General features: G+C 40.9%; 18 protein-coding genes, 3 pseudogenes and 1 riboswitch. Of the genes and pseudogenes, 9 read left to right on the forward strand and 12 right to left on the reverse strand.

What is annotated here, in order from left to right:
- Window positions 1–531 precede the first annotated feature (531 nt).
- A complete protein-coding gene (locus V7K56_RS14030; RefSeq protein ID WP_334911390.1) occupies window positions 532–990 on the reverse strand; it encodes a BON domain-containing protein in 459 nt (152 codons plus the stop codon).
- A gap of 467 nt (window positions 991–1457) precedes the next feature.
- Here V7K56_RS14030 and V7K56_RS14035 point away from each other — a divergent pair, with 467 nt between their 5' ends.
- Window positions 1458–2375 (forward strand): ribonuclease D, encoded by a 918-nt coding sequence (locus V7K56_RS14035; protein ID WP_334911392.1) that lies wholly within the window; start codon window positions 1458–1460, stop codon window positions 2373–2375.
- 442 nt (window positions 2376–2817) lie between these two features.
- Window positions 2818–3660, forward strand: coding sequence for a tetratricopeptide repeat protein (locus V7K56_RS14040; RefSeq protein ID WP_334911394.1), 843 nt, complete (start codon window positions 2818–2820; stop codon window positions 3658–3660).
- A 193-nt stretch (window positions 3661–3853) separates the two neighbouring features.
- Here V7K56_RS14040 and V7K56_RS14045 read toward each other — a convergent pair.
- The 10 genes and pseudogenes from V7K56_RS14045 to V7K56_RS14090 form a co-directional block, all read right to left on the reverse strand.
- Window positions 3854–4128: pseudogene (locus tag V7K56_RS14045) on the reverse strand (ATP-binding cassette domain-containing protein); the annotation flags it as partial.
- 52 nt (window positions 4129–4180) lie between these two features.
- Window positions 4181–4351 carry a hypothetical protein gene (locus V7K56_RS14050; RefSeq protein ID WP_334911396.1) on the reverse strand — a complete coding sequence of 57 codons (171 nt, stop codon included), beginning with the start codon at window positions 4349–4351 and terminating at the stop codon, window positions 4181–4183.
- A gap of 20 nt (window positions 4352–4371) precedes the next feature.
- Window positions 4372–5004, reverse strand: a complete 633-nt coding sequence (locus V7K56_RS14055; RefSeq protein WP_334911398.1) for an AraC family transcriptional regulator — start codon at window positions 5002–5004, stop codon at window positions 4372–4374.
- A 482-nt stretch (window positions 5005–5486) separates the two neighbouring features.
- On the reverse strand, window positions 5487–6056 hold the full coding sequence (locus V7K56_RS14060; protein WP_334911400.1) for an AraC family transcriptional regulator: 570 nt from the start codon (window positions 6054–6056) through the stop codon (window positions 5487–5489).
- An 81-nt stretch (window positions 6057–6137) separates the two neighbouring features.
- Window positions 6138–6407, reverse strand: coding sequence for a hypothetical protein (locus V7K56_RS14065; RefSeq protein WP_334911402.1), 270 nt, complete (start codon window positions 6405–6407; stop codon window positions 6138–6140).
- A gap of 189 nt (window positions 6408–6596) precedes the next feature.
- The gene (locus tag V7K56_RS14070) at window positions 6597–7637 is read right to left on the reverse strand and encodes an ABC transporter ATP-binding protein (RefSeq protein ID WP_334911404.1); all 1041 of its coding nucleotides are present in this window, start codon (window positions 7635–7637) and stop codon (window positions 6597–6599) included.
- Window positions 7634–8722, reverse strand: a complete 1089-nt coding sequence (locus V7K56_RS14075; RefSeq protein WP_334911406.1) for an iron ABC transporter permease — start codon at window positions 8720–8722, stop codon at window positions 7634–7636. The genes V7K56_RS14070 and V7K56_RS14075 overlap by 4 nt, the downstream gene beginning before the upstream one ends.
- A 2-nt stretch (window positions 8723–8724) precedes the next feature.
- Window positions 8725–9942 (reverse strand): ABC transporter substrate-binding protein, encoded by a 1218-nt coding sequence (locus V7K56_RS14080; protein ID WP_334911408.1) that lies wholly within the window; start codon window positions 9940–9942, stop codon window positions 8725–8727.
- A gap of 151 nt (window positions 9943–10093) precedes the next feature.
- Window positions 10094–10939, reverse strand: coding sequence for a (2Fe-2S) ferredoxin domain-containing protein (locus tag V7K56_RS14085; RefSeq protein WP_334911410.1), 846 nt, complete (start codon window positions 10937–10939; stop codon window positions 10094–10096).
- A gap of 61 nt (window positions 10940–11000) precedes the next feature.
- Window positions 11001–12423, reverse strand: a pseudogene (locus tag V7K56_RS14090) (TonB-dependent receptor domain-containing protein).
- A 407-nt stretch (window positions 12424–12830) separates the two neighbouring features.
- Window positions 12831–12982: riboswitch (cobalamin riboswitch) on the reverse strand.
- Between the two features lie 123 nt (window positions 12983–13105).
- On the opposite strand from V7K56_RS14090, the gene V7K56_RS14095 reads away from it, so the two are divergent.
- From V7K56_RS14095 to V7K56_RS37090, 7 genes and pseudogenes are all read left to right on the forward strand, one after another.
- On the forward strand, window positions 13106–13873 hold the full coding sequence (locus V7K56_RS14095; protein WP_334911412.1) for an AraC family transcriptional regulator: 768 nt from the start codon (window positions 13106–13108) through the stop codon (window positions 13871–13873).
- A complete protein-coding gene (locus tag V7K56_RS14100) occupies window positions 13830–14075 on the forward strand; it encodes a helix-turn-helix transcriptional regulator (RefSeq protein WP_334911414.1) in 246 nt (81 codons plus the stop codon). The genes V7K56_RS14095 and V7K56_RS14100 overlap by 44 nt, the downstream gene beginning before the upstream one ends.
- Window positions 14076–14188: 113 nt before the next feature.
- The gene (locus tag V7K56_RS14105) at window positions 14189–16945 is read left to right on the forward strand and encodes a TonB-dependent siderophore receptor (protein WP_334911416.1); all 2757 of its coding nucleotides are present in this window, start codon (window positions 14189–14191) and stop codon (window positions 16943–16945) included.
- A gap of 250 nt (window positions 16946–17195) precedes the next feature.
- Window positions 17196–17399 carry a PepSY-associated TM helix domain-containing protein gene (locus tag V7K56_RS14110; protein WP_334911479.1) on the forward strand — a complete coding sequence of 68 codons (204 nt, stop codon included), beginning with the start codon at window positions 17196–17198 and terminating at the stop codon, window positions 17397–17399.
- 358 nt (window positions 17400–17757) lie between these two features.
- Window positions 17758–18789 carry an AraC family transcriptional regulator gene (locus V7K56_RS14115; RefSeq protein ID WP_334911418.1) on the forward strand — a complete coding sequence of 344 codons (1032 nt, stop codon included), beginning with the start codon at window positions 17758–17760 and terminating at the stop codon, window positions 18787–18789.
- A gap of 105 nt (window positions 18790–18894) precedes the next feature.
- A complete protein-coding gene (locus tag V7K56_RS14120; RefSeq protein WP_334911420.1) occupies window positions 18895–21471 on the forward strand; it encodes a TonB-dependent siderophore receptor in 2577 nt (858 codons plus the stop codon).
- 461 nt (window positions 21472–21932) lie between these two features.
- Window positions 21933–22058, forward strand: a pseudogene (locus V7K56_RS37090) (TonB-dependent siderophore receptor); the annotation flags it as partial.
- Window positions 22059–22242: 184 nt separating this feature from the next.
- Here V7K56_RS37090 and cobW read toward each other — a convergent pair.
- Window positions 22243–23298, reverse strand: coding sequence for a cobalamin biosynthesis protein CobW (cobW, locus tag V7K56_RS14125; protein WP_334911422.1), 1056 nt, complete (start codon window positions 23296–23298; stop codon window positions 22243–22245).
- Window positions 23299–23680 lie beyond the last annotated feature (382 nt).

Below are 23680 nucleotides of genomic sequence, written 5' to 3' on the forward strand. Positions count from 1 at the left end.
ACTAATTTCAGCTATGCTCTCTAAGTATACAACTTTTATATAGTACTTAGGTACTATAATATTGCGATCACCCTGTGCCAGTTGCGTAAGTCCTGGTTATCACTAATTCCGTGCTGATTGCTGTCGTATAGAAATATTCAAAAATCCAAAGCAGATATAGCGTTCTGCTTCTGCTTTTCGGTTACGCTCAGATAGCGCTGCAAAGCTGTCGAAGTCCGATGCGCCGATATCTCCTGAATGTGTCCGGCGTCACTCATCCTGGTTAACGCAGTCCTCGGTACATCAATTATTTCCCTTACTAGTGCGTTCGCAAAGGGCAGTAGTGGCTGGCGAGCCCCAACAAATAGAACCAATCGTTAACCGATACCATCAAACAATATCTGAGAACTACCTTTCTGGATAGAGGCATGGGGAATGAAGATTACTATCGCTATGCTCTTTATTTAAGTAAGTCAAAAATAGAGACTTATACAGATGTAAGTCTCTATTTGGCTTTCATGCCGATGTTAACTGAAAGCTTTAGTTATTCTTTTATGGCTTTTTCACAGCATCAACTTTTGCTTCGACCTTCACCGTTTTTACACCTTGAACTTCTTTAGTCAAGGTTTCAGCTTTCTTAAGTTCTTCAACAGAAGCGGCTGTACCTTTAAGGATAATTTCACCCTGTTTGTTTTCAACTTGTAACTTGTTGCCTGGTAGACCTTTATTCAACTTTACGCTAACTTCAGTTTTTAAGTCGCTCTTAGCTTTTGTTGCTGCTGTTTTTTCAGCATCGGTTTTAACTTTAGTACCTGTACTAGCTGCTAAAGGAGTCGTTTGTGTTTCTGGAACTTTGGCAGTTTGATTTGTCTGCGAAGCTGGTTTTGCTGGTGCTTGAGCAGCTTCATTAGTTGTGCTAGGAGTTTCCGAACCAGTTTTAGGAGCTTCTTGGCAGCCAAAAGTACCAACTACCAAAATACTACTAACTACTAATAGAATTAGTTTTTTCATTATTTATCTCCGAATTGAGTACTTGAAGCGGTTAATTAAAGTATGTGTCATGGTGAGGAGCAAATAAAAAAAAACAATTAAAAGTGAAGTAGCAAAAGTGCTTAAGCAATAGCTCAGGTTACTGAAAATTGAAATTTGGACGGTTTCTTGAAGCTAAGATTTTGCGCTCGGTTTTGAGAAATTCCAATTCAATTTTTCTGACTGCTGCTAACCAGGATGGCTTTACACATAGTCTGTGGCTCTCTATGAATTTAATGTAGATGCTGAGTAGCTCTTTCGATGGTAGACTATGCCACTCCACAGTAGTGACTCGATGTTATCAGATTTGAGTCAATTTGGCGATGTCTATGACGAATTCCAAACTTCAGCCTTTTTGCAATCCTGTGCCAGCAAACTTACCAACAAAATGTTACTTTATAAAACTATGGCTTACTTACAATACCTTAAATATCAGGAAATATTACCTAATGCCCTACCTTACTTCGGCTAGCGAAATTCGTGCTATTGTCGCTGAATATACAAACGCTAAAACACTGTGGATAGATACAGAAGTCGCTGACTATAAAAGTCGTAATTCCCGGTTATCGGTGATTCAGGTATTAGATAATCCTCAAGATATGAGTGGCGATCGCGTCTATCTTTTAGATGTATTAGAACAACCTACTATTATAGCTGAGTTTATTGATAAAATTATGATAAATTCTGCGATTGAAAAAGTTTTTCACAACGCGAGTTACGATCTAAAATTTCTCGGTAGCAAGAAAGCCAAAAATATTACTTGCACTTTGGAAATGGCCAAAAAAATTCCCTACTATCTTTTGCCATTACCCAACTACCAACTCAAGACAATAGCTACAGCACTTTGTAGCTTTAACAATATCGATAAACAAGAACAAAAAAGTGACTGGGGAAAACGCCCTTTAACTGAAGAACAGATAGAGTATGCTTACCTAGACTGTATTTATCTTGCTCAAATTCACCTAAACTTGTTAGACTTACAAGCCCAAGCCAACCCCGAACCTGCAACGGAAGACTTAATATCACTAAGTACTAAATACTCGCAAGTTGAGCAGGAATGGAAGTTGTTGAATTCAGAATTTGAGCATTTGCAAGAACGTATAAAAAAAGCCATGCAAGCTCAGAATATATCTGAAACTTCTAATTATAAGCTAACTAGCTATGAACGGACTACAATCAAAGCTGCGTTTACAGAATTGGCAAAGCTAGTACAAACTCAAGATATTAATTTAGATTTCCCAATCGCAATAACTCAGAAACTCCAAAAAGATTTAGGAGAAAATCTAGAACAACTATCTGTAGATATTGACAAAACTACCTCTTGGCGGCTAATTTCTAAAACTCAAGAAAGTGAAGCTGAGGATTGATTAAATTGTTCATGATGCTACAAATGTCAGAATTTATAGAGTTATTGTAAAGAATAAATATTGAAATTTAATGATTCTCTCCTCTTATTTTTTGCCCAGTCACTGAGTCAGTCGTACCACTTCGTAGAAGCAAGCTACGTGCAGCGTTTCGTAGAGAAGTGCTGACTCCTACCTCATCTTATACAGCAGTTTTCGTTTGAATGAAGTACATAGTCACTGGTTTTGAGGCAGGAGGCAGGAGGCAGAAGAATAATTTAATTTTTGAGTCCTCGGTTTTGTACCTCACTTAGTTGCAAACTGCTGTAAATCTATAAAATATTAGTGAAATTTGTCAATTAACTTTAAATGTATATCAAAAGTTAGAATATTTATTGAGTTAAAGAATTAAAATCTAGATTTTAGTACTAGTTACGTTCGGTGTTATGGCAGTTTATATTAACTTATGAGACGGCGTTTATTTGGACAAAAACGAACAAGGGTAAATACTTTATTTACCATAGCTATTTTTACTACATTGACTGCAATTAGCAGTGTTTCTTGTAGTAAGAATGACAATGTATTAGTAACAGAAATAGGAGTTAGTCAACCTAGCCGTCGTTCAGCTACAACTTCCATTGGTGGGGAATTTTATCTTCAGGGAAAAAATCAGCATTTAAACGGCGATTTGCAAGCTGCGATCGCTTCTTATAGTAAGGCAATTAGTCAAAATTCTCAGTATGGCGCTGCCTACAACGCGCGGGGATTAGCCTACTTTGATTTGGGAGACAAGGAAAAAGCGATCGCAGATTACAATCAAGCCCTCCGCATCAATCCCAACGACGCCGAAGCTTACAATAACCTGGGGAATACCCGCGCCTCATTAGGAAACAATAGAGAAGCAGTGAAAGATTACAGTGAAGCGATTCGCTTGAATCCCAATTATGCCGAAGCCTACAATAACCGAGGGAATGCCCGCGCCACCAATGGAGACAAAAAAGGGGCAATAGACGATTTTGACCAAGCGATTCTCCTCAACCCCAAATATGTGATCGCTTATAATAACCGAGGCAATGCCCGTGCTGCCAATGGAGATCCCCAAGGTGCGATCGCAGATTACAATCAAGCCATTCGCCTCAATCCTAACTTTGGCCCTGCCTACAATAATCGGGGAAATGCCCGCGCCACCAATGGAGACAAACAGGGGGCACTTAAGGACTTACAACAAGCAGCAAGCATTTTTCAAAGTCAGGGTAACAACAACTTATACCAACAAGTAATGGATAACATCAAAGAACTTGGACAGTAGGCAAAAGCAGGGTTTTAGTGGGACTTAGACAAAAATACCGAAAAAAGAGCATCAAATCTATATACAGAAAGACTTTAACATCGTTTTGCTTAGTTTCTTGATATATCTGGGTTTGGGCTATTTTTGAGCATTTGGTGTATTTCCCTTACCCTGCATGGGTTTGAGGCTTATTTTCCCTTCAAAAATGTTTATTCTCGGTAAGTACTAAACTCAGACGTTTGGCTAATTCTTGCAGTGCTAACTTATAAATATTTTTCCTACGAGTCGGACTTCACCCGCGATTGGGGGTTGCATTCCGGCGAGCGATCGCAGTAATGTAGATTTACCCGCACCATTGGGGCCAAGTAAACAAACCAGTTCCCCCGCTAAGAGAGATACAGAAATATCCGATGCAACACACCGAACAGTTTTCCGAGATGTTTTATAACCAATAGTCAAATTGCGAGTTGTCAGAATTGAGTTACTCACTACCGGAATAATACACTTCATCAATTCATAGCGGATTAACCTTAGAAATACTCTAAGTTACCACCGAAGTTATAATAGGCAAAAGCTGCCACTCATACTTTTGTATGTGCTTAGTGCGTGTAACTGTGCGTTTAAAAAATGTTTTTCCGGCTGCATCTTTGTAAAAGGTGAATTTCTCCATTTTCTCAATCGCAATGCGTTTGGGATTGCAGGAATCTTTCATGGACTCTTTGCTATCTGCATTTAGATAAAAATGCCATCATACCCCAGATAGAGGACTTTGTAAGCATTTTTCTGACGGTTACGTGCTAAAGTCAGTTGCTGTTTTTGCATCTCTAATTGTTGCAGTTTGGCAAGCTCTTTAACTTCCTTTTGAGCAATAGCAAGCTTTACTTTTGCTTCGTCAACTTTCTGACGATTACGTATGAGAGTGATTTTTTGTTGACGAATCAACAATTGTTGTTGAGCAACGCTAGTTTGTTCCTGTGGATTGCACAGAATTAGCAGTTGTTGACCAGATGAGACGCGATCGCGTAACAATTGCTGGGCTTGCTGCATCCGACAGGTTCGTAAATAGCCAAACACGGTGGTGCCAAACAGGTGTCGAAAACCTTGCTTGAGCTTGAAATCATTCAGCCCTACAAGTTTTGCCAACTCAAGCAATGAGGGAGGATGTTCAAGCGATCGCTCAAGAATCGCTTTTGCCAGATGCAGTTTTTCAGCATCCCTTGGACGAAAGCTCAGGTTTGAAGAGGATAATTTTTGCTTGCCAAACAGTTGATGAAACTGCCAACAGACCTCACCGCACTCATCGGCTTCTTCCCAGAGTGCATCATATTCAGTCTGAGCGATCGTTCGTGCTATGTCTAATGACATGGTGCCAATTTTACTGGGCAAAGGAAAATCAATTAAGTCAAATCATAAACTTTTCAAGAAATATTTGCAATAACGATATTGTTCGACACCGATTTCTTGGTGAGAAAGTTACGGTCGTTATTGACAATAATTGATGCTATTCATCTTTACCGCAACTAGTCTCACCCAAGGATTGAATTTTGCTTTATCAAAAGCTTTTCCAAGTTCAAAAAACATTGCGGTTCAGTAAAATACAAAACTTCTAGCAGGTAGCAAGTTTGAGCGATCGCTGGCTCACATTTAGAGCGATCGCCGGAAGTCATTGAGAAAAATTGACGATACTATTCATCCTTACCGCAGTTTCACTTGCTGGCTTCTCTTCGGCTTGTTGCAGCTGCGCTGATTGCACCCCACAACTAGAAAACTAGCAATCGCTTGCTCAAATAGCGATCGCCATCCATACCCAAGCTCCACGAGCAGAGAAAACCAAACGCTGCAATAATCTAACCATCACACCACACACCAAATAAGAATGCTATCTCTATGACGTTTTGTTCTCCGAGATCAAAAAATAGACGTGCCTGTTCCAGTCGGTAGTCGTGCAGATAGCTGAATATCGTTGTGCCAAAAACCTTTCGGAAGCCTTGCTTCAGTGTGTATTCATTCAGTTTGACTTGTTTGGAAAGTTCTGCGATCGACGGTGGATCGTTCAAACGCTGCAACAGCACTTCTCTGGCATAGTGAATCCGTTCTAATGTTCCTGGCTTGAGGACAGAGGCAGGTCGATTACTTGTTTGAACTTTCACTTCCTGGTCTAACAACAACGCCAGCAGTTCCAGTGCTTTACTTTCCAAATACACCCGCTTGGTAACACCCTGGTAGGGACAGCGTAAAATTTGCTGCAACACGCTTTGCATGAATGGGGTTGTATTGCCAGAGCGACTATAACATTGTTGATCGCAAGGTCGGAGTAAGTGTTGCAGTGCGGCGGGCAGTTCCTCTGTAGGTTTCCCAACAAATGAGCGCAGGATGTCTGGCTGAATAAATACTTCAACTGAGAGAAACAGCTGCACAGCGACGGCTTTACAGGAGTCTTTGGGAGCTAAGCCACTCCCGTAGAAAGTATATTGTCCAGCACTAAATGAGAAATTTTGCTAGCAATCAACGCCTGAAAGTAGAAAAAGGTATTGCAAAGGACGTTCGTCTTCAGGAAACTCCACAATGACATCGTTATTCTGTCGAGAGTTTTCAACCCACAAAGACAGCCCTTCTCGAAGCTGAATTTCCCGTACCCATCCCTCTCCCAACTGTTTTGGACACTTCCAGGTAATATCCAAATCATCAATTGGGTCGCAGTACTGCTGCGTCTGATCCACTTCTTCAAACAATTCACAATAGGCTTGGTGTGAGAGTGCGATCGCCATAAGTTATGAGCAACAAAGCCAGCTAGTTAAAACTCCCAACTTATAGACCCATAAAAATGCGATTGCCCTGTGCCAGTTGCGTAAGTCCTGTCACACTTCAAAAATGAGCGAACGTACAGTATTAGAGTTATTTCGCAATTTTTCATAATTTTACAGTTAGAGAATATCAATAAATTAGGGGCAATGCTTCTATAAATAATTCAAAAATTTAATCAGTTTATACAATGAATGATGAGTATATACAGTCTTGCTATTTGTGATTCGCCATAAAACTTGTTCTGAATTTGATATAATCTCTATTGAGATTTGTGTTGGCGTAACGTCGCCCATAACAGAAGAATTTTCACCTTGTTTAACCCTAAATCCAACTCTTTGTAAAGCGCGAAGAGTCCACATTACTGCAATTCCTTCACCACCTATTAAATTAATTTCTCCTTTATGAGATGTATGGAGATGAAATTCCCCAGAAGTAGCATCAAACTCTACACCTTCACTCTTAAAAGTATCAGCAAATGCACCACTCAACACTAAATCTTCTGGTGCGCCAACGTGTAAAATTCCATTAGTTGTTAATAGCCAAACTTTATCAGCCAAGCGCAAAGCTAAATCTAAATCATGGGTAGAAAGGAGAATTGCTTGATTGGTTTCCCGTGCTAACTGACGTAACAATTGCATAATTTCTACCCGTCGCGGTAAATCGAGAAATGCTGTTGGCTCATCAAGTAACATAACAATAGGCAATTGAGCTAAAGCACGCGCAATCATAATTTTTTGGCGTTCACCGTCGCTTAATTCGCTAACTTGGCGTGGTGCTAAGTGTACTGCGCCTACAGATTTTATCGCCCAATGTACTATTGCTTCATCTTGGGGTGTTAAATTTCCCCACCAGTCAGTGTAAGGATGTCGTCCCAAACTTACCAGAGTATAGGCTGATAACATTCCCACATCAACTTTCTCAGTGAGTACCAAACTCAGACGTTTGGCTAATTCTTGTGGTGCTAACTTGTAGACATCATCTCCCAAAAGCCTCACTTCACCTGCGATTGGGGGTTGCATTCCGGCGAGCGATCGCAGTAATGTAGATTTACCCGCACCATTGGGACCAAGTAAACAAACCAGTTCCCCCGCTTGCAAAGATACAGAAATATCCGATGCAACACACCGAACATTTTTTCGGGATGTTTTATAGCCGATACTCAAACTATAAGTTGTTAAAATCGTATCATTCATGAGGGAAAAGATTTTTGGGAATTACGCCGCAGAATCACCCAAGTCACAACAGGAGTTCCAATTAAAGCAGTAATTGCATTCAAAGGTAAAACCATTTGACTTACCCAAAGTTGAGAAAAAAAATCTGCAAACAATGCTAAGATTGCACCCATAATTGTGACACTAGGAATTAATATCCGATGGTCGGAAGTATTAAAAAGATTGCGACACAAATGGGGAATAGCCACACCTAGAAACGCTATAGGTCCACAAAAAGCGGTAATTGCGCCTGCTAATATAGACGCAATAGTAATAATAGAAAATCTAGCTTTCTCCACTGTTAAACCTAAACTACGAGCATAAGATTCACCTAGTAAAAGTGCATTCAAAGATTTTGATTGCAATAATGCTCCCAATAAACTTGAAAGTATCACTGGAATTAAGACAACTAACTGTCTCCAAGTCACGCCAGCAAAACTACCAAAAGTCCACATGATGTAACTTTGAATACGTTCCTTTGAGCTAAACTGCAATAAAATACTAACAATTGCACTAATAGCATAGCCAAACAATAAACCTAAAATTAGCAGTGTCATTGTGTCTTGCACTCGGCGAGAAACAACTAACATCATTCCTAAAACCGATGCTGCGCCGAGGCTTGCAGCGATAACTAAACCAAAATCACTAATGATTCCCAAATCTGCTAATAACGTTGGTGTTGTCACATTTGTTGTTAATACAACTAACGCCACACCTAAACTTGCACCGGAACTAATTCCTAATACAAAAGGCCCCGCTAAGGGATTTTTAAATAAAGTTTGCATTTGCAAGCCACTCACACCTAAAGCTGCACCCGCTAAAGTTGCAGTTAAAGCTTTAGGTAGGCGAAATTTAAGAATAATATGAGTCCATGTCACTTTTTCTGATTCTTGTCCAAGTAAAATTTTTATTACTTCATTAATAGGGATATCAACTGAACCTAAAGCTAAGTTTAATAAAAATGAAAAGATTAAACTTATGACTAAAATTACAAAAACTAAGGTTTTTTTAACTGTAGTCTTTGGGTATAAAGAAAAAGTTTTATTTTTATCTTGATCGCTTAACATTATTAACTAAGTTTGCGGTAAAAAAATAGTTGATGATTAGGTAATATCTCTGAATGCAGTATTTTAATCAAGTCAGATAGAACTATATCTGGATTACTAATACCACTTTCCCAGTAATCATTACCACCATTTGCATTTACACGAGCATTGTTATTATAAATATTACCTGTTTTCACAGCTTTAAAATCAGCATAGCGATTATCTTCTGCAACTAAATCTTTTAAATTCTGACAAGATTGACTAAAATTTAACCAGTAATCAGCATTGGTTGCACGTTCCAAAACGGCTTCAAAAGATAAAGGTAAACTACCAGAAGATTTATCATCATTCCAGAGATAGTTTGCTCCGGCATCAGCTAAATATTTAGATACATAACTTTTACCACCTGGCATATACCAAGTACCTTTAAAGTTGAAACCAAAAAATACTGTAGGACGGTTTTTTACAGATTTAGCTTTTTGAGCTACTTGTTCATATTTATAAGTAATTTCTTGAAATATCTTTTCTGCTTGTTCTTCTTTATTAAAAAATAAAGCAGTAAATTTCAGCCATTCACTTTGTCCCAAGGGTGTGTCTTCCATGTATTCAGCATTTATCCCTACTTTCAAACCTGCCTCTGTAAGTTTGGCATAGCTATCAGTTTGGGAATTGCCTGTACCAAAAGTGGTTACTAGATCAGGATTTAATTCTAATAACTTCTCTATATCTACATTGGAATTATTACCTATTTCTGCCACCTTTCCGGCTTTGATTCTCTTTATTACATCAGGAGTATTTACTTGCTTACTATTACTAATGCCAATTATTTTATCAACTACTCCTAACTTGGCTAAGTGCGGTAAATGAGTAGTAGATAGAGAGACTATGGAATTTATCGGTACTGTAATTACTTGTGTTTGATTAAATCCTTGTGGCGTAGGAGTTCCACATTGGACTAAAACATATTGAAACATTGTTTTTGCATTTTGCCAAGGATTTTTGATAGTGACAACTTTATAGTGTTTGTGATATTCTACTACCAAGCCTGTTGCATGAGTAATCTTAATTTTTTTGGGAAAGTAATCAATATTGAGGTCATAGTTTTGAACGCAGCCGTTATTTGTAGTCTGAGTGGATGTGTTAATTTTTGTACTATGGCAGGCAATGATTAAAGTTGCTATTAAGAAGAATTGGCAGAAAAAAATAATAAGTTTTGAATAAGATGATTTTCTTAAGTTCATAGATTTTAAATACAGAAAATTTATCTTACATAGAGACGAACCAGATAAAAATATTAACGTTAAGACAGCTAGGTTAATAAAAAAAACCGTTTGTATCTTGGCGATAGATTTTACCAAGAATAAATTAAACAGACTCTGGTGGATATATATTTTAAGACACTTTATTCCCTTTCATCAAATGTTCATTGACAATAGTTTTAGCTATATTTGAATTAACGCGAGTGTACCAAGTTTTATCATCTGAATAAAATACAACTGGCCCTAGTTGACATACTTCTAAACAACCAGATGTTCTCACTTCCACATCTACACCTGCTTTTTCAACTGCTGATTTCAAAGCATCAAATGTGGGTTGCCATTTGCGTGACGGAAGACAACGAGTAGAAGTACAAACGGAAATATAAGAATGCTTAAGAGGATTTTTAGTGAACGGTATAGGTTTGTTTCCCAATACATAAATATCTCGTAGTTCCTCATAAAGAGCTAACTTTGATAAATTAGGCTTGCCTTCTGGTAATAAATTTTCACCTTCTACATACGGATTTGGCAAGAAAATAGTCATGAGGTTTTCATCTGCACCATTCCAAAAATCGATTCCCCAACTTCTAGGGACACTTTCTGCATTAAACCGTTGATAAAATGCAGCGCGACTTACTTGACGTTGTTGTCTTAATTCCAAAGGAGTCTTACAATGAGGACCACCTAAATTAGCCTCTATACATAAATGCAAATGCCAGCCTTCTGCGACTACTGTAAGATATCCATCATAGAGAATACAAATTTTAGGTGGAGCATTAAATTCTAATTCTAATACACCACCTTGAACAATATGCCCTACCCCTACTTGCTGCCAATTCTGCTGAAATAAGGTGTAGAGTAGTGACGATAAAACATCGGTACTAGAATCAAAATATTCATATTCAATAGACCCACCTGTAGATAAAGGTTCAGTGACTATTTGATTTACTGGTGTTGCCCAACAATTAAATTCAGCCATTCAAAACTATCCTATGCGTGATAAAAAATTACTTCTATCAAAATGTAGAACTCAACCCAACCTAAAAAACCCTCCCCCCATCAGGATAACCTGGAAATAACTGATAACGCTGGTCAAAGAGATTATCTACACTACCTGTAAGTATTAAGTTATTACTCAGAGGTAAGTGCATTTTGAAATCAAAAGTAGTGTAACCAGACAAAAATTCTGTATTGGTGTTGTTTATTGGATACGCACCCAAAGAATGCATCAGTATTCCAGTATATAAACCTTGAGAAGTTTCATAAGAAAGTCCTACATTTAAACTGTCTGCACCTGCAAATCGCAATTCTTTATCAACTTCGGTAGAGTTTGTACTTTTTAAAATCTGCGGATCGTTTGCTGTATAACCAACAAAGGCGTAGACATTCTTCGCTAGCTGCAAATTCAAAACTGCTTCAATTCCTGTAGTGCGAACCTTACCAATATTTTCGTAAGTAGCTACCGGAACAGCAAAGTTATAGGCAATTAAATCTGATATTGTGTTGTTGAAATAGGTCAAGCGCAACAAACCAAAATTGCCTAGCTTCTGGCAACGAGTTAAAATAGCCTTGACCGTACAATGGTTCGGGAATGGTAACTCCTCCTGGTACTCCTTGGTCTTTGCCTAAGTATAAGGTTGAGAGAGTCAGGGTATTACGAGAACTTAAATCCGCCTCTAACTTCACGTTGAAGTTGTTGTAGAGAACATCATTATTTTCCCTAGTTCCCTCGAAATTAGCTTCTGGAATCGAAAAAGGATAATTATTTTGAGCTTGGGTACGCTTATAACCTACAACCCAACCAATATCTCCTATTTTTCCGCTACTATTGATAGTCTGCTGATTTAACCCATACGCGCCAAAATTAATACCTGCTTGCGTTGTTACTTTTTCTGTAGGACGACGAGTGATAATATTAATCACCCCACCGATAGCATCGGAACCATAAAGGGTAGAACCACCACCTGGTAAGACTTCGATTCTTTCAACGATATTGGTAGTAAATTCTGAAAGGTCAAAACCACCAGAACCAAGTTCGTTAATTGGCCTACCATCAAGCAAAATCAAGACTTGTGCAGAGTTAGAACCTCGGATAAATTGACCGCTTAAAGCGTTCACTTCCGTACCAACTGTACCATCAGGTAAGATACCAGGTAGGAATTTTAGTGCTTCTCTGACTGTTCTAGCACCTTGCGCTTCTATTTCTGAACCTGTAATTACGTAAACCGGACGGGTGGAATCTTTCACTGTCCCTTCCCGGCGAAAGGGTGAATAAACAGGTTCATTAAGTAGTTTGTCGATGACTGTTAGTTCAATATCTGATTCTTTTTCTTCTACGGATGTTGGGGTATTTTCAGGTGTTACTTGTGCAACTGGTTCTAAATCTCTTGCAATACCTTCATACTTAGGAAACTCAGATATTTGTGGAACTTGATTAGCGTAGGCGTAACCCAACTTAGGCATCGCTACATATCCCCCACATACGATCCCATAAATTGTCAGAAAAATGAAGATGTTTGAGAAAAATTCACAATAAGTAACGACACGAGAAGTAGACATGAAATTCCTCGTTTTTAATAAATGCAGATATTGATTTGTGCTATTGAGTTTTAAGATTTAGGCTTGAACGAGCTTGCTACAATGCATTGCCATACTTACATGGTGGATACTATTTGGATAGCAAAAAAGACTCTGTGGTATTCCTGATGAATACCCAAATTCCTATAGAACAATCCAAAATTAAGTGTCGTTATTAACAGCGAAGCGAAGTAGTAACAGTAACACTTGCAGAAGGTACTTTCTTAAATCGATATCTGTACCCATGAAATTTATTAATCATATATATCATCTGTACCTCGCAGATAAATGTTTTGTATCTAGAGTGAGTCGGCGGGCATTCTGACTTTGAGACTACGTTATCTTTGTCTCTTTACAGCTGCGGGACAGCGCCGGATTTGCACCGAACTTTCCCCCTTGCGCCTGATGGCTGTTCCCCATCAGAACCGACAATTATGTGTCAGATTACCATAGTTGGTGTCTGCGTGTAAATTTAGTTGCTAATAATTTTGATAAATATTTCAATTCTCGAAATCATTATAAAATTATTGAGAATAAATATGATTAAGCATATAGTTAATCGCCAGCTATGACCATCACTTTGACATACAGAGAGTGGGATGAACTTTTGGCAGAAGCTGAAATGAACAGCCTGCAAAATCCCCAACCTGATGAATTTATTCGTCAAATGCCAAGACTTCTCGGCAAGGGCTATGAGCGAAACATTGAAGTCTACCCTAATCTTCTGCTTACAATTCACGACTTAGAATATCATGATGATTTATTGGTGAAATTTCCTGAATCGAATCATCCTCTGCAATTTAGTGTCGATATTTTAGGAGTTAACGCAGACAATACACTTATTTCTGGTGCTGGCATTCAACGCTCATGGACTGAGGAGAATCCGAAATTTCAACGGAGTGTGTTTGTTAATATTCATATGCCACCTGAGCTATTGGCAACCTTTTTCCCGACAGCAAATGGAGAAATTCCTTCCCAGTTCAGCCTTCTGGCAAAGGGTGATGATTGGCAGACAATGCTACAGCCTAAAAAGACAGCTGCTATCAACTCTGTGGCACAACAAATCATCAATTGTCCCTATCAAGGAATCACCAAGCGGGTTTTTTTGCAGACAAAAGTGCCAGAACTGATTGGTTTGCATTTAACTTCTATTCTAGTAGATCGAGGTGGAGTACAAAGGTCGCCACGACTGAAGCCCGAAACTATCACCCGAATTTATCACGCTAGGGATATTTTGCACTCCCGTCTAGAAAATCCGCCGTCGATACTGGATATTAGCGCAGCTGGTAGGTGTGAGCCATCGCACTCTCAAACGTGGATTTCGAGAATTGTTTAATACAACGGTATTTGGTTATTTGACTGATAAACGCATGGAACAAGCAGAACAAATGTTACGTGACAGCCATCTAACTGTTGCCGAAGTTGCTAATTTGGTAGGTTATGTCCACCTGGGACACTTTGCTGCTGCCTTTAAGCACAAGTTTGGCATTTTACCGAGTGAATGTTTGTCGGGTAAAAAGTTCTTGACGGGACTATGATGACCTTTTCGGGATAGACAAAACCACGAGTCCCACTTTACAGTCAGTATGCTTGATTGCAATTAATAAATATCTGCAATAAGGCTTGAAATCAAAACTGTGTGAGAAGTGGAATGAAAAGTTGGCAGTCTAATATCTCTGTATTGCTTGCAGCAAGTGTAGTCAGAATTATCAGCACCCTAGTAACTCAAGCAGCTTGGGCACAAACAAAACTGGAGAATCGAGATCAATTTTCCCAAAAAGATGTTGAGAGTTTAAATCAACAACTCAAAGCTCAAGCTGCTCCTTTGACAACGAGGGTGAAGCCGGGCAAAAAAGTTCAGCTATTGCAAACAGATGGGGGAGAACAGAAAGTCCGGCAATTGAGCGACTTTAGAATCCCCATTACCAACGCAATACCATTACTAGTACAAACACTCTCCCAAGGGGAGAAACAGGGAAGTTCAGTTATACCAATAACGTCCGTGAAAGCTAATCCCACCGATAAAGGTGTAGAAGTAATTTTAAAGACAACTCAAGGAACTCTACTACAAGTTACAAATCGCAGCACAGGTAATAACTTTATTGTGGATGTATCTGGGGGTCAATTGCAACTGCCTAATGGCAAGGCTTTCACATTTCGTTCCGAAAAACCGTTTGCGGGAATTATTGAAGTAACAGTGACAAATATTAATGCAAATACTGTGCGAGTAACAGTGGTGGGTGAAAAGGCTTTGCCCACAGTTGAGTTATATGATGATAACGCCGGGCTGGTTTTTGCGGTAGCAACTACAGCAACGGCGAATTCTCCACAACAGCCACCTCAAACACCTCAAACTAGTCAGCCAGAAAACCAGACACAGCCAAGTCAACCATCAGCATCAGGTGATGAGCCAATTGAATTGGTGGTGACAGGTGAGCAAGATGGGTATCGCGTCACAGATGGCTCAACTGCCACCAAAATCGATACGCCCCTGCATGACATTCCCCAATCGATTCAGGTGGTGCCCCGGCAAGTGCTCCAAGACCAGCAGGTGAGGAACCTGGCTGAAGCCCTCAGAAATGTGCCTGGTGTAGCTCAAGGACGCAATTCATCAACCCGTGGAAGTGCTAATATATTTACGATCCGAGGCTTTGATGCTGGTGGTGATATCCAGAGAAATGGGTTGAGAGACTCTACGTTAATAGATCAGACTGATACGGCTGATGTCGAACGGATTGAAGTACTCCAAGGACCAGCTTCGGTTCTCTACGGTCAGGGATCGTTAGGAGGGGTAGTTAATTATGTCACCAAACAACCCCTGAGTGAACCATACTATGCGGCAGAAGTCTCTGCTGGTAGCTTTAATTTCTATCGCGGTGCTATCGACCTGAGTGGTCCGCTTACTCCCAACAAGACGGTGTTGTATCGGCTGAACGTTGCAGCTCAGATGACCGAAAGTTTTCTTGACTTCTATGATGAACAAAAATACTTTGTATCCCCTGTGCTCTCCTGGCAAATTAGCGATCGCACCAAGATTACATTCTCCGGCCAATATCAGGTTCGACCCTCAAAGTTTGGTCAGCAGGGTCTTCCCGCAGAGGGTACTCTCCTACCGAATCCAAATGGCAAAATACCGCGCGATCTCAACATATCGGAGCCATTTAGTAAAAGCGATCAAAGTGCCCTTCGCCTTGGCTACGATCTTGAACATCGCTTTAGTGATAACTGGCAGCTACGTAACGGTTTTGCATTTTCATCAGCTCAACGGTATAAAGTTTTTGTCTATGCTGACAGCTTAGAGGACAATAAGCGTATTCTAAATAGAGGCTACAGTGGAGGTGTTAATGACGACAGAGCCTATAATCTTGACACGTATGTGGTAGGTAAGTTTGCCACTGGCAGCATTGGGCATCAACTGGTCGCAGGTTTTAATTTCATCAGGGAAACCAGTTCTACCACCAATAATAACCGCCAAATTGCTGCCCTTGACCTGTTCAACCCTGTGTACGGTAGTCAGCCATTCGGTGATGTTGACTTTTCGGGTGATGAATCCTCGTCAAATACATTGGCTATTTATGTGCAAGATCAGGTAACACTTGCCGAGAATCTCAAGTTGCTATTGGGTGTGCGGTTTGACACCCTCAGCCAGAACGGAAAGGATTTAGTTACCAATACACAACAAACGCAATCTAGTCATGCATTTAGTCCCCGTGTTGGTCTTGTCTATCAACCCCTACAGCCCATTTCGCTATATGCTAGCTACAGTCGTTCCTTTACTCCAAACGGTGGAACCGACTATGATGGCAATTTATTTGACCCACAGTACGGCAATTCCTATGAAGTTGGCATCAAAGGAGATATCAACAATCGACTTTCTGCGACCCTTTCTTACTACGACCTGACACTCTCCAATGTTTTGACGGACGATCCAATTCATATAGGCTACGTCGTCCAAAACGGAGAGCAGCGCAGCAAAGGGGTTGAACTTAGCCTTGCGGGTGAAATTTTACCTGGATGGAACGTGATTGCGGGTTACGCTTACACGGATGTAGAAGTTACCAAAGACGCTAATCCTGATGTGGTAGGTAAGTCGCCGACTAATGTTCCCAAACATAGCTTCAACATCTGGACAAGCTATGAAATTCAATCGGGTGCTCTAAAAGGATTTGGCATGGGTGCCGGAGTGTTCTTCATTGGCGTTAGACCAGGAGATGATGAGAATACTTACACTGTGCCCAGTTATCTCCGCACCAATGCTGCCATTTTCTATAAACAAGACAGATTCCGGGCAGCGATTAATTTCAAGAATTTATTTAATGTTGACTATATTGATTCTGCCAATGGCAGCTTGGGTGTTTTTTATGCCGATCCATTCGCCGTGCAGGGCACGATTTCGTGGCAGTTTTGATCCCCCAAAATCTCCCTCTGTCTTTTGGCTTGCGGGGCGACAACAGGGGGACTTTGAGAGCTGACCGTTGCCCCCTTGCTCCCTTGTCTGTTTACTATCCAATGTAGCGCATTAAATTTCCGAAAATTCTAGAAGCATCCGCGATGAAACGCAAAACTCTCCGTAATATTGTGTTCATCCTCCACCGCTATATCGGCTTAGTTGTGATACAGGTGAAGTTGTTCAACTCAAAGATTCACTCAAGAAATCTCTGGGCGACAAAATTATAGACTCATTTCCAACACTGCATTTTGGTAGTTTTGGTGGATTACCAACACGTATTCTCTATGTCTTCGTTGGGCTATCACCCCTAATTTTATTCATTACAGGTTTTGTGATGTGGTGGTATCGCTATAAAGGAAAAAATCGCTCCCCGCAAACAAGAGAAATGGCTGAGTTTAGAGCAAAAAATTAGATTATAAACAAAGCAATTTCACCATATCCCCTGTTGAAGTAATTTATATGCATTGATGTTGCTGATGTCAAAAATTTTCATAAATTCAGTCTCGATTCGTCTGATTCCAGATTTATCAAGTAATTTTCAAGAGCTTTCAAGTTGTCAAAATAGAATCTATCTTTTTGATTATTGACAAACTTCAATTTGATCACACAAATCATACCAGTAATGAATTATTTTCCTTTAGTAAGTTGTACTAAGGTAAGTGAGAGGAATGCAGGGCGAGCATCAGGTGCGATCGCCCTTGCCTTTCATACCCAATTAGTGATTCGATCAAGATGCAACTCCTTCTCATCTAAGCTAGTTGTTCTTAGATTTGATTGAAAATTCCCTGACTAACTTCAACACCAGCATGACCATCACCATTTCATCGCAAGATTTCTCGGATCTTTGGAAAGCAATGAGTGAAACGCCGCAGTACTCCGATCCATCGGACTTGTTGGATTTTACTTGGAGGCAGTCTCCTGAGATAGGAGAGGGATATGTTCGAGGGATTCAGCTACGAGATGGTTTGTGGCTAACGATCGCCCATAACCATTTTTACGACGAGATTATTACACCAAACTGCGATCGCGCCCATTCCCTAGAGTATTGTTTTCATCTCGCAGGAGGAGTGGTATCAAGCGGCACTCTTACCTTAGCTGGGCAGTATGGCTTCTATGGTAGCGGCATGGCTCCCGGCTGCGGTACGTATCAACTTCTAGGACAAGAACATCTAGATGTTAGCGTTCATATCTCACCAGAATTATTTCGCTCGTTCGCTGGCAATCTCGACTGTGAATTGCCCCCACAGTTGCAGCATCTGATTAGACCTTATACTCAAACTTACTACCATCACATCGGAACAACCACCCCTACAATGCAGGTTGTACTGCATCAAATCCTAGATTGTCCCTATTGGGGGATTTCTAAACGGTTGCATTGGGAGAGTAAAGTTTTGGAATTGCTGGGAATGCTGGTGGTGCAGGAGGTAGAAATGCGAAATGGGAATCACCCGCTACACTCGCTCAAGCCTGATGTAAAGGAGCGATTACACCATGCCAGAGAGCTATTATTGCAACGGCTAGACAATCCGCCAACTTTGATAGAACTGGCACGACTGGTTGGGTTGAACGACTGTACGTTGAAGCGCGGCTTTCGGGAGGTGTTTGGCACTACAGTATTCAGCTATGTCCGCAGTCATCGCTTGGAACAAGCACGACAACTCTTGCAAATCGGGGATATGAATATTAAAGAAATTGCTCATTTGGTGGGATATGCCGATCCGAAGTCGTTTGCGATCGCCTTTCGCAAGCAGTTTGGCTTGAACCCCAAGGATTACCGCAAAAAACGAAAATATTCCGTCTAGCCCCCAAAATATTCCGTCTCGCCCTTTTTTGTCTATTCCACCGCACACCGTTTATTCGGTAATCTTGTTTTCTGAGAATTATTTTTGATAGCGGTGTGGGGAGTCATGAAGTATCGACTGATGTTGGGATTGGTTGCAAGTGTGGTTTCGTTATTGATTGCACCCTCTGCGTGGGCAAGAGAGAAATCCCCACTAGAAAGCTATAAAATACTAGTACAAACACCTTCTCAAGGAAGTTCAGTTGTACCAATCACAGGAGTGAAAGCAAATCCCACTGATAAAGGTGTAGAAGTAATCTTAGAGACACCGCTTGGAACTCAACTGCAAGTTACAAATCGCAGTACAGGTAATAATTTTATTGTAGATGTGTCAGGTGGGCAATTACGACTACCTAACGGTGAAGCTTTTACATTTCGTGACGACAAACCACTTGCGGGAATTACTGAAATTACAGTTACGAATGTTGACGCAACTACTGTGCGAGTGACAGTGGTGGGTGAGAAAGCTTTGCCCAAAGTGGAGTTATTTGATGATAATGCCGGGCTGGTTTTTGGTATAACTTCTGCTGAAATTGCGACTTCTCCACCGCAACAGCCTCAAACACCACAAACTGAAGAAAAGCCAGCACTCCCTACACCACAGGAGACACCATCAGCACAAGGTGATGAGCCGATTGAGTTGGTAGTGACGGGTGAGCAAGATGGTTATCGTGTAAGAGATTCGTCAACTGCTACCAAAACTGACACACCTCTGCGCGATATTCCTCAATCGATTCAAGTCGTACCACAACAGGTGCTGCGAGATCAAAACGTTACCCGTTTAGGAGATGCAATTAGAAATATTCCTGGGGCAAATCAATCTGGATCTGCAATAACCGATCGAGATCAATCTTTCTTCAGTCGAGGATTTCAACTGAGTGATTTTAACGGCAGTTATCTCAGAGACGGGTTGAGAGATATATTTGGAGGGCAAATACTCGATTTCTCCAACATTGAGCGAGTTGAAGCTCTCAGAGGTCCAGCTTCAGTTCTTTACGGTCGAGGTACTCCAGGTGGAGTTGTCAACATTGTAACGAAACAACCACTTCGCGATCCCTTTTATGCGATTGATGCCACCATTGGCAGTTTTGACTTCTACCGAGGTGCCATTGATTTATCTGGACCATTGAACGACTCAAAGACGGTGTTGTATCGTCTTAATGTCGCCTATCAGGACAGAAATACTTTTGTTGATCGGTTTGAAGAAAGTCAATTTTTTATTGCCCCCGTCGTGAGTTTGGCAATTGGGAACCGAACCCGCTTAACTCTAGAAGGCGATTACCTGGACTCACAAGGTTCCTTTGTCTCTGGTCTGCCAGCGGTCGGCACAGTGCTTCCTAATCCGAATGGTCGCATTCCGCGTAATCGTAATACCTCGGAAGCTGAGCTTAATCGCACGCTCGGTAGAGTTGGATATCGATTAGAGCATCAGTTCAGCGACAACTGGTCATTACAGAGTGCGTTTCGGGCATCATTTTTTGAATATCATGGTGACCCAACAATTACTCCTAGTGGCAACTTAAATTCAGATAATCGAACTGTGGACCGTGAAAGGTACGATTCTGTTTTCAGCTCTCAAGCCTATGATTTAACAGCATATGTGACTGGTCGTTTTTCAACAGGAGCAGTTGCCCATCAGCTACTCTTTGGAGTTGATTTAAGCAGAAGGGACGACAACAGAGGTCAAGACTTCGCAGCAACTGCTTCACCTATTGATGTATTTAATCCTGTATATGGACAACCGACTGGATCTCGAATCCTTGTTGCAGACTCTAGCGGTTTGACAGATGCTTTAGGAATTTATATTCAAGACCAGGTGACGTTAGCTGAAAATCTAAAACTCCTTCTGAGCGGACGGTTTGATCTGTTTGAGCAGATCAGTCGGGATTTCCTGGCAAATACTAGAACTAATCAATCAGGTGATGCATTTAGTCCACGTGTGGGCATTGTCTATCAACCAATTCCACCCATTTCACTGTATGCCAGCTATAGTCGCTCGTTTAACCCAACATCTGGCACAAGCTTTGAGAATCGCCTATTCCAACCAGGACGCGGCACTCAATATGAAGTTGGACTTAAGGCAGATTTGAATGACCGTCTTTCAGCAACCCTTGCCCTGTATGACTTAACCCGAACGAATGTTTTGACGGCTGATACTAGACCGGGTGTACCTCCTGGACTATTTTCGATTCAGACTGGAGAACAACGTAGCCGAGGTGTTGAACTTGGTGTTCAAGGTGAGATTCTGGCTGGGTGGAACATCATTGCAGGCTATGCCTACACGGATGCTCAAATTACTCAAGACAATAGGCTCCCCGTAGGTGATCGGTTGACTCGTGTCCCTGAAAATGCTTTTAACCTATGGACTACCTATGAAATTCAGCAGGGTACTTTGTGGGGGCTAGGAGTTGGGTTGGGATTATTTTTCATTGGAGAATGTCAGGTAGACCTACCTAACACCTTCTTACAGTTACCAAGTTATCTCCGCACTGACGCGGCAATTTTTTACAATCGCGATCGATTCCGAGCTGCCCTCAATTTTAGGAATTTGTTCGATATCACCTATTTTGAAGGTTTTTCTAGTGACCGTGTTTTTTATGGTGAGCCATTCACGGTGCAGGGTACGATTTCGTGGGAGTTTTAACTTGCCCTGCTGTTGGTCATTAGCTGAACAACTTCTTCCAACACAGTTTTAATTTGTGGACAACAAATAAAATTCAACTTTAGTTTTATTGAGGTGCTACTGAAACAAGATCGAGAAAAACGAACACTTTCTCTATAGCCTCATACAGGAAGATTTGTTAGAAAACTTACTTTTTATGAAAGTCCGATGTCTAAGAAAAGCTCGCCTATGCACAATTGACTTTTAAGGCGATCGCTACATTTCCTCCACTTTGATCGGATATTCCAATTCTGGACATCACTGACGCAATGTGGAATATAGACTTGCGCTACCGTTAATAAGCATAAAGAAAATCCCATAACTTCAGTAAACAGCAGGCTGGCCACATTATGTCAGTTAGAACAGCCTATTGTCATGAGATATCGCTCTACTTCCTGTACAATTATTGCTAATTATGAGCATTAATCACTATCATCTGTACAGATGTGCCAGAAAATCAAGCAAGCCTGTGGACAAATTATGAAATCCAAAAAGGCAATCTCAAGGGTTTAGGATTTGGTCTAGGGCTTTTTTATGTGGGAGAGCGGGCAGCAGATTTGCCTAACACTTTATTTACGTTCTGAGCGTTTAAGTGTTTAACCCGCATTTCTCACAAGCTTTGCGATCGCCTATCTCGTAATCTTGATCGCACTACGTTAACAGAGCGACCGCTTAACATCACTATTACTTACTACGTAAATTATTTGAGTCGATGCTGAGGTGATCGCATTGCTAATGGATGTTGTCTTTACACTATTGGATGGTCGCATTCATTTCCTCCCGCAGCAGTGATTCAATCCGTACCTGCTCAAGCTCTCGTCCAATCAATACTAATCGCGTTTGACGGGGTTCGTGGGGTTGCCAAAGACGATCGTAAAAGTAGTCAAATCGATTACCAACTCCCTGTAATACCAGACGCATGGCTTTGTTTGGAACTGCTACAAATCCCTTAATTCGATAAATTTCTTGCTGTTGCAACAATGTTTGCAAGCGTTTAACTAGGATAGACGGTTCAAATGCTTGGTTTAGCAGTAGTTGCACTGCATTAATCCCTTCATCATGTTCGTGTTCAGCTTCGGTGTCGTGGTGACTGGGGCGACTATCCAAGTTGTCTTCTACAGCAGCGTTGAAACCGAGTAACAAATCGCAACCGATTTTACCGTCCTGACAAGGAATAACTTTTACGCCTGGCGATAAGTTCTGTTTCAGCCAATCCTGCACTCTAACTTGCGTTGATTCGTCAACGCGATCGGTTTTAGTTAGCAATACTAGGTCAGCACAAGCAAGTTGATCTTCAAACAGTTCCTCAATGGGTGTTTCGTGTTCTAGGCTAGAGTCGGCTTGTCGCTGTGCTAAGAGGGCTGCTAAATCGCCTACATATTGATTGGTTGCCAACGCTTCACAGTCCACCACAGTAATTACGCTGTCAACTGTAGCGCCTGTGCGAATTTCCGGCCAGCGAAATGCTTGTACCAATGGTTTTGGGAGTGCTAGTCCAGAGGTTTCAATCAACATACAATCGAGGCTCGCGCGTCGCTTCAGTAATTCTTGCATCGCTGGGAGGAATTCTTCTTGCACTGTACAGCACAGACAACCATTGGTGAGTTCAACAATATTACTGTTGGAGTCTTCTTCATCGTCACAAACTCGACAGTCACGCAAAAGTTCGCCATCAATTCCGATTTCTCCAAATTCATTCACCAAAACAGCAATGCGTCGTCCCTCATTGTTTTGCAGTAAATGGCGAATTAATGTCGTTTTGCCTGCACCTAGAAATCCTGTAATTACTGTGACGGGAATTTTTTGCATATAAAGTGTGTTGTTTGTTGATTAATTTTGCAATCACAAGAAAGAAGTTTTAACCGCAGATATCATGCAGTAGAGACATATCGCAAAGTGCTGTTAGCGGTAGCGGGGCGTTTAGCCCGTGCTGAGCAAAGCCGGAGACTCCGAACTCCGATCTGAGTAAAAACCCAGTTGCTTCAAAGCTTTGAGCAATCATCACTGTCCTAATCTATGTAGCTACGGCTATAAAATTTCGTCTCTCTACTAATTTGCAGGTGGTGTGGAAGGGAATTTTTCATTAAAGATATAGATTGACCGAAGAACACTCATGATATAAGCCCCTCTCTTACAAAGTTCTGATCGGAGGAAACCTCCGCTCAGACTTTGCACTAAATTTATTTATGGG

The sequence above is a fragment of the Nostoc sp. genome (assembly GCF_036917535.1).
In the GTDB taxonomy this organism is placed as follows: Bacteria; Cyanobacteriota; Cyanobacteriia; order Cyanobacteriales; family Nostocaceae; genus Nostoc.

Coding starts and splice junctions, on each gene's coding strand:
- V7K56_RS14030 (WP_334911390.1), bottom strand. CDS start 990: ATGAAAAAACTAATTCTATTAGTAGTTAGTAGTATTTTGGTAGTTGGT.
- V7K56_RS14035 (WP_334911392.1), top strand. CDS start 1,458: ATGCCCTACCTTACTTCGGCTAGCGAAATTCGTGCTATTGTCGCTGAA.
- V7K56_RS14040 (WP_334911394.1), top strand. CDS start 2,818: ATGAGACGGCGTTTATTTGGACAAAAACGAACAAGGGTAAATACTTTA.
- V7K56_RS14050 (WP_334911396.1), bottom strand. CDS start 4,351: ATGAAAGATTCCTGCAATCCCAAACGCATTGCGATTGAGAAAATGGAG.
- V7K56_RS14055 (WP_334911398.1), bottom strand. CDS start 5,004: ATGTCATTAGACATAGCACGAACGATCGCTCAGACTGAATATGATGCA.
- V7K56_RS14065 (WP_334911402.1), bottom strand. CDS start 6,407: ATGGCGATCGCACTCTCACACCAAGCCTATTGTGAATTGTTTGAAGAA.
- V7K56_RS14070 (WP_334911404.1), bottom strand. CDS start 7,637: ATGAATGATACGATTTTAACAACTTATAGTTTGAGTATCGGCTATAAA.
- V7K56_RS14075 (WP_334911406.1), bottom strand. CDS start 8,722: ATGTTAAGCGATCAAGATAAAAATAAAACTTTTTCTTTATACCCAAAG.
- V7K56_RS14080 (WP_334911408.1), bottom strand. CDS start 9,942: ATGAACTTAAGAAAATCATCTTATTCAAAACTTATTATTTTTTTCTGC.
- V7K56_RS14085 (WP_334911410.1), bottom strand. CDS start 10,939: ATGGCTGAATTTAATTGTTGGGCAACACCAGTAAATCAAATAGTCACT.
- V7K56_RS14095 (WP_334911412.1), top strand. CDS start 13,106: ATGACCATCACTTTGACATACAGAGAGTGGGATGAACTTTTGGCAGAA.
- V7K56_RS14105 (WP_334911416.1), top strand. CDS start 14,189: ATGAAAAGTTGGCAGTCTAATATCTCTGTATTGCTTGCAGCAAGTGTA.
- V7K56_RS14120 (WP_334911420.1), top strand. CDS start 18,895: ATGAAGTATCGACTGATGTTGGGATTGGTTGCAAGTGTGGTTTCGTTA.
- cobW (WP_334911422.1), bottom strand. CDS start 23,298: ATGCAAAAAATTCCCGTCACAGTAATTACAGGATTTCTAGGTGCAGGC.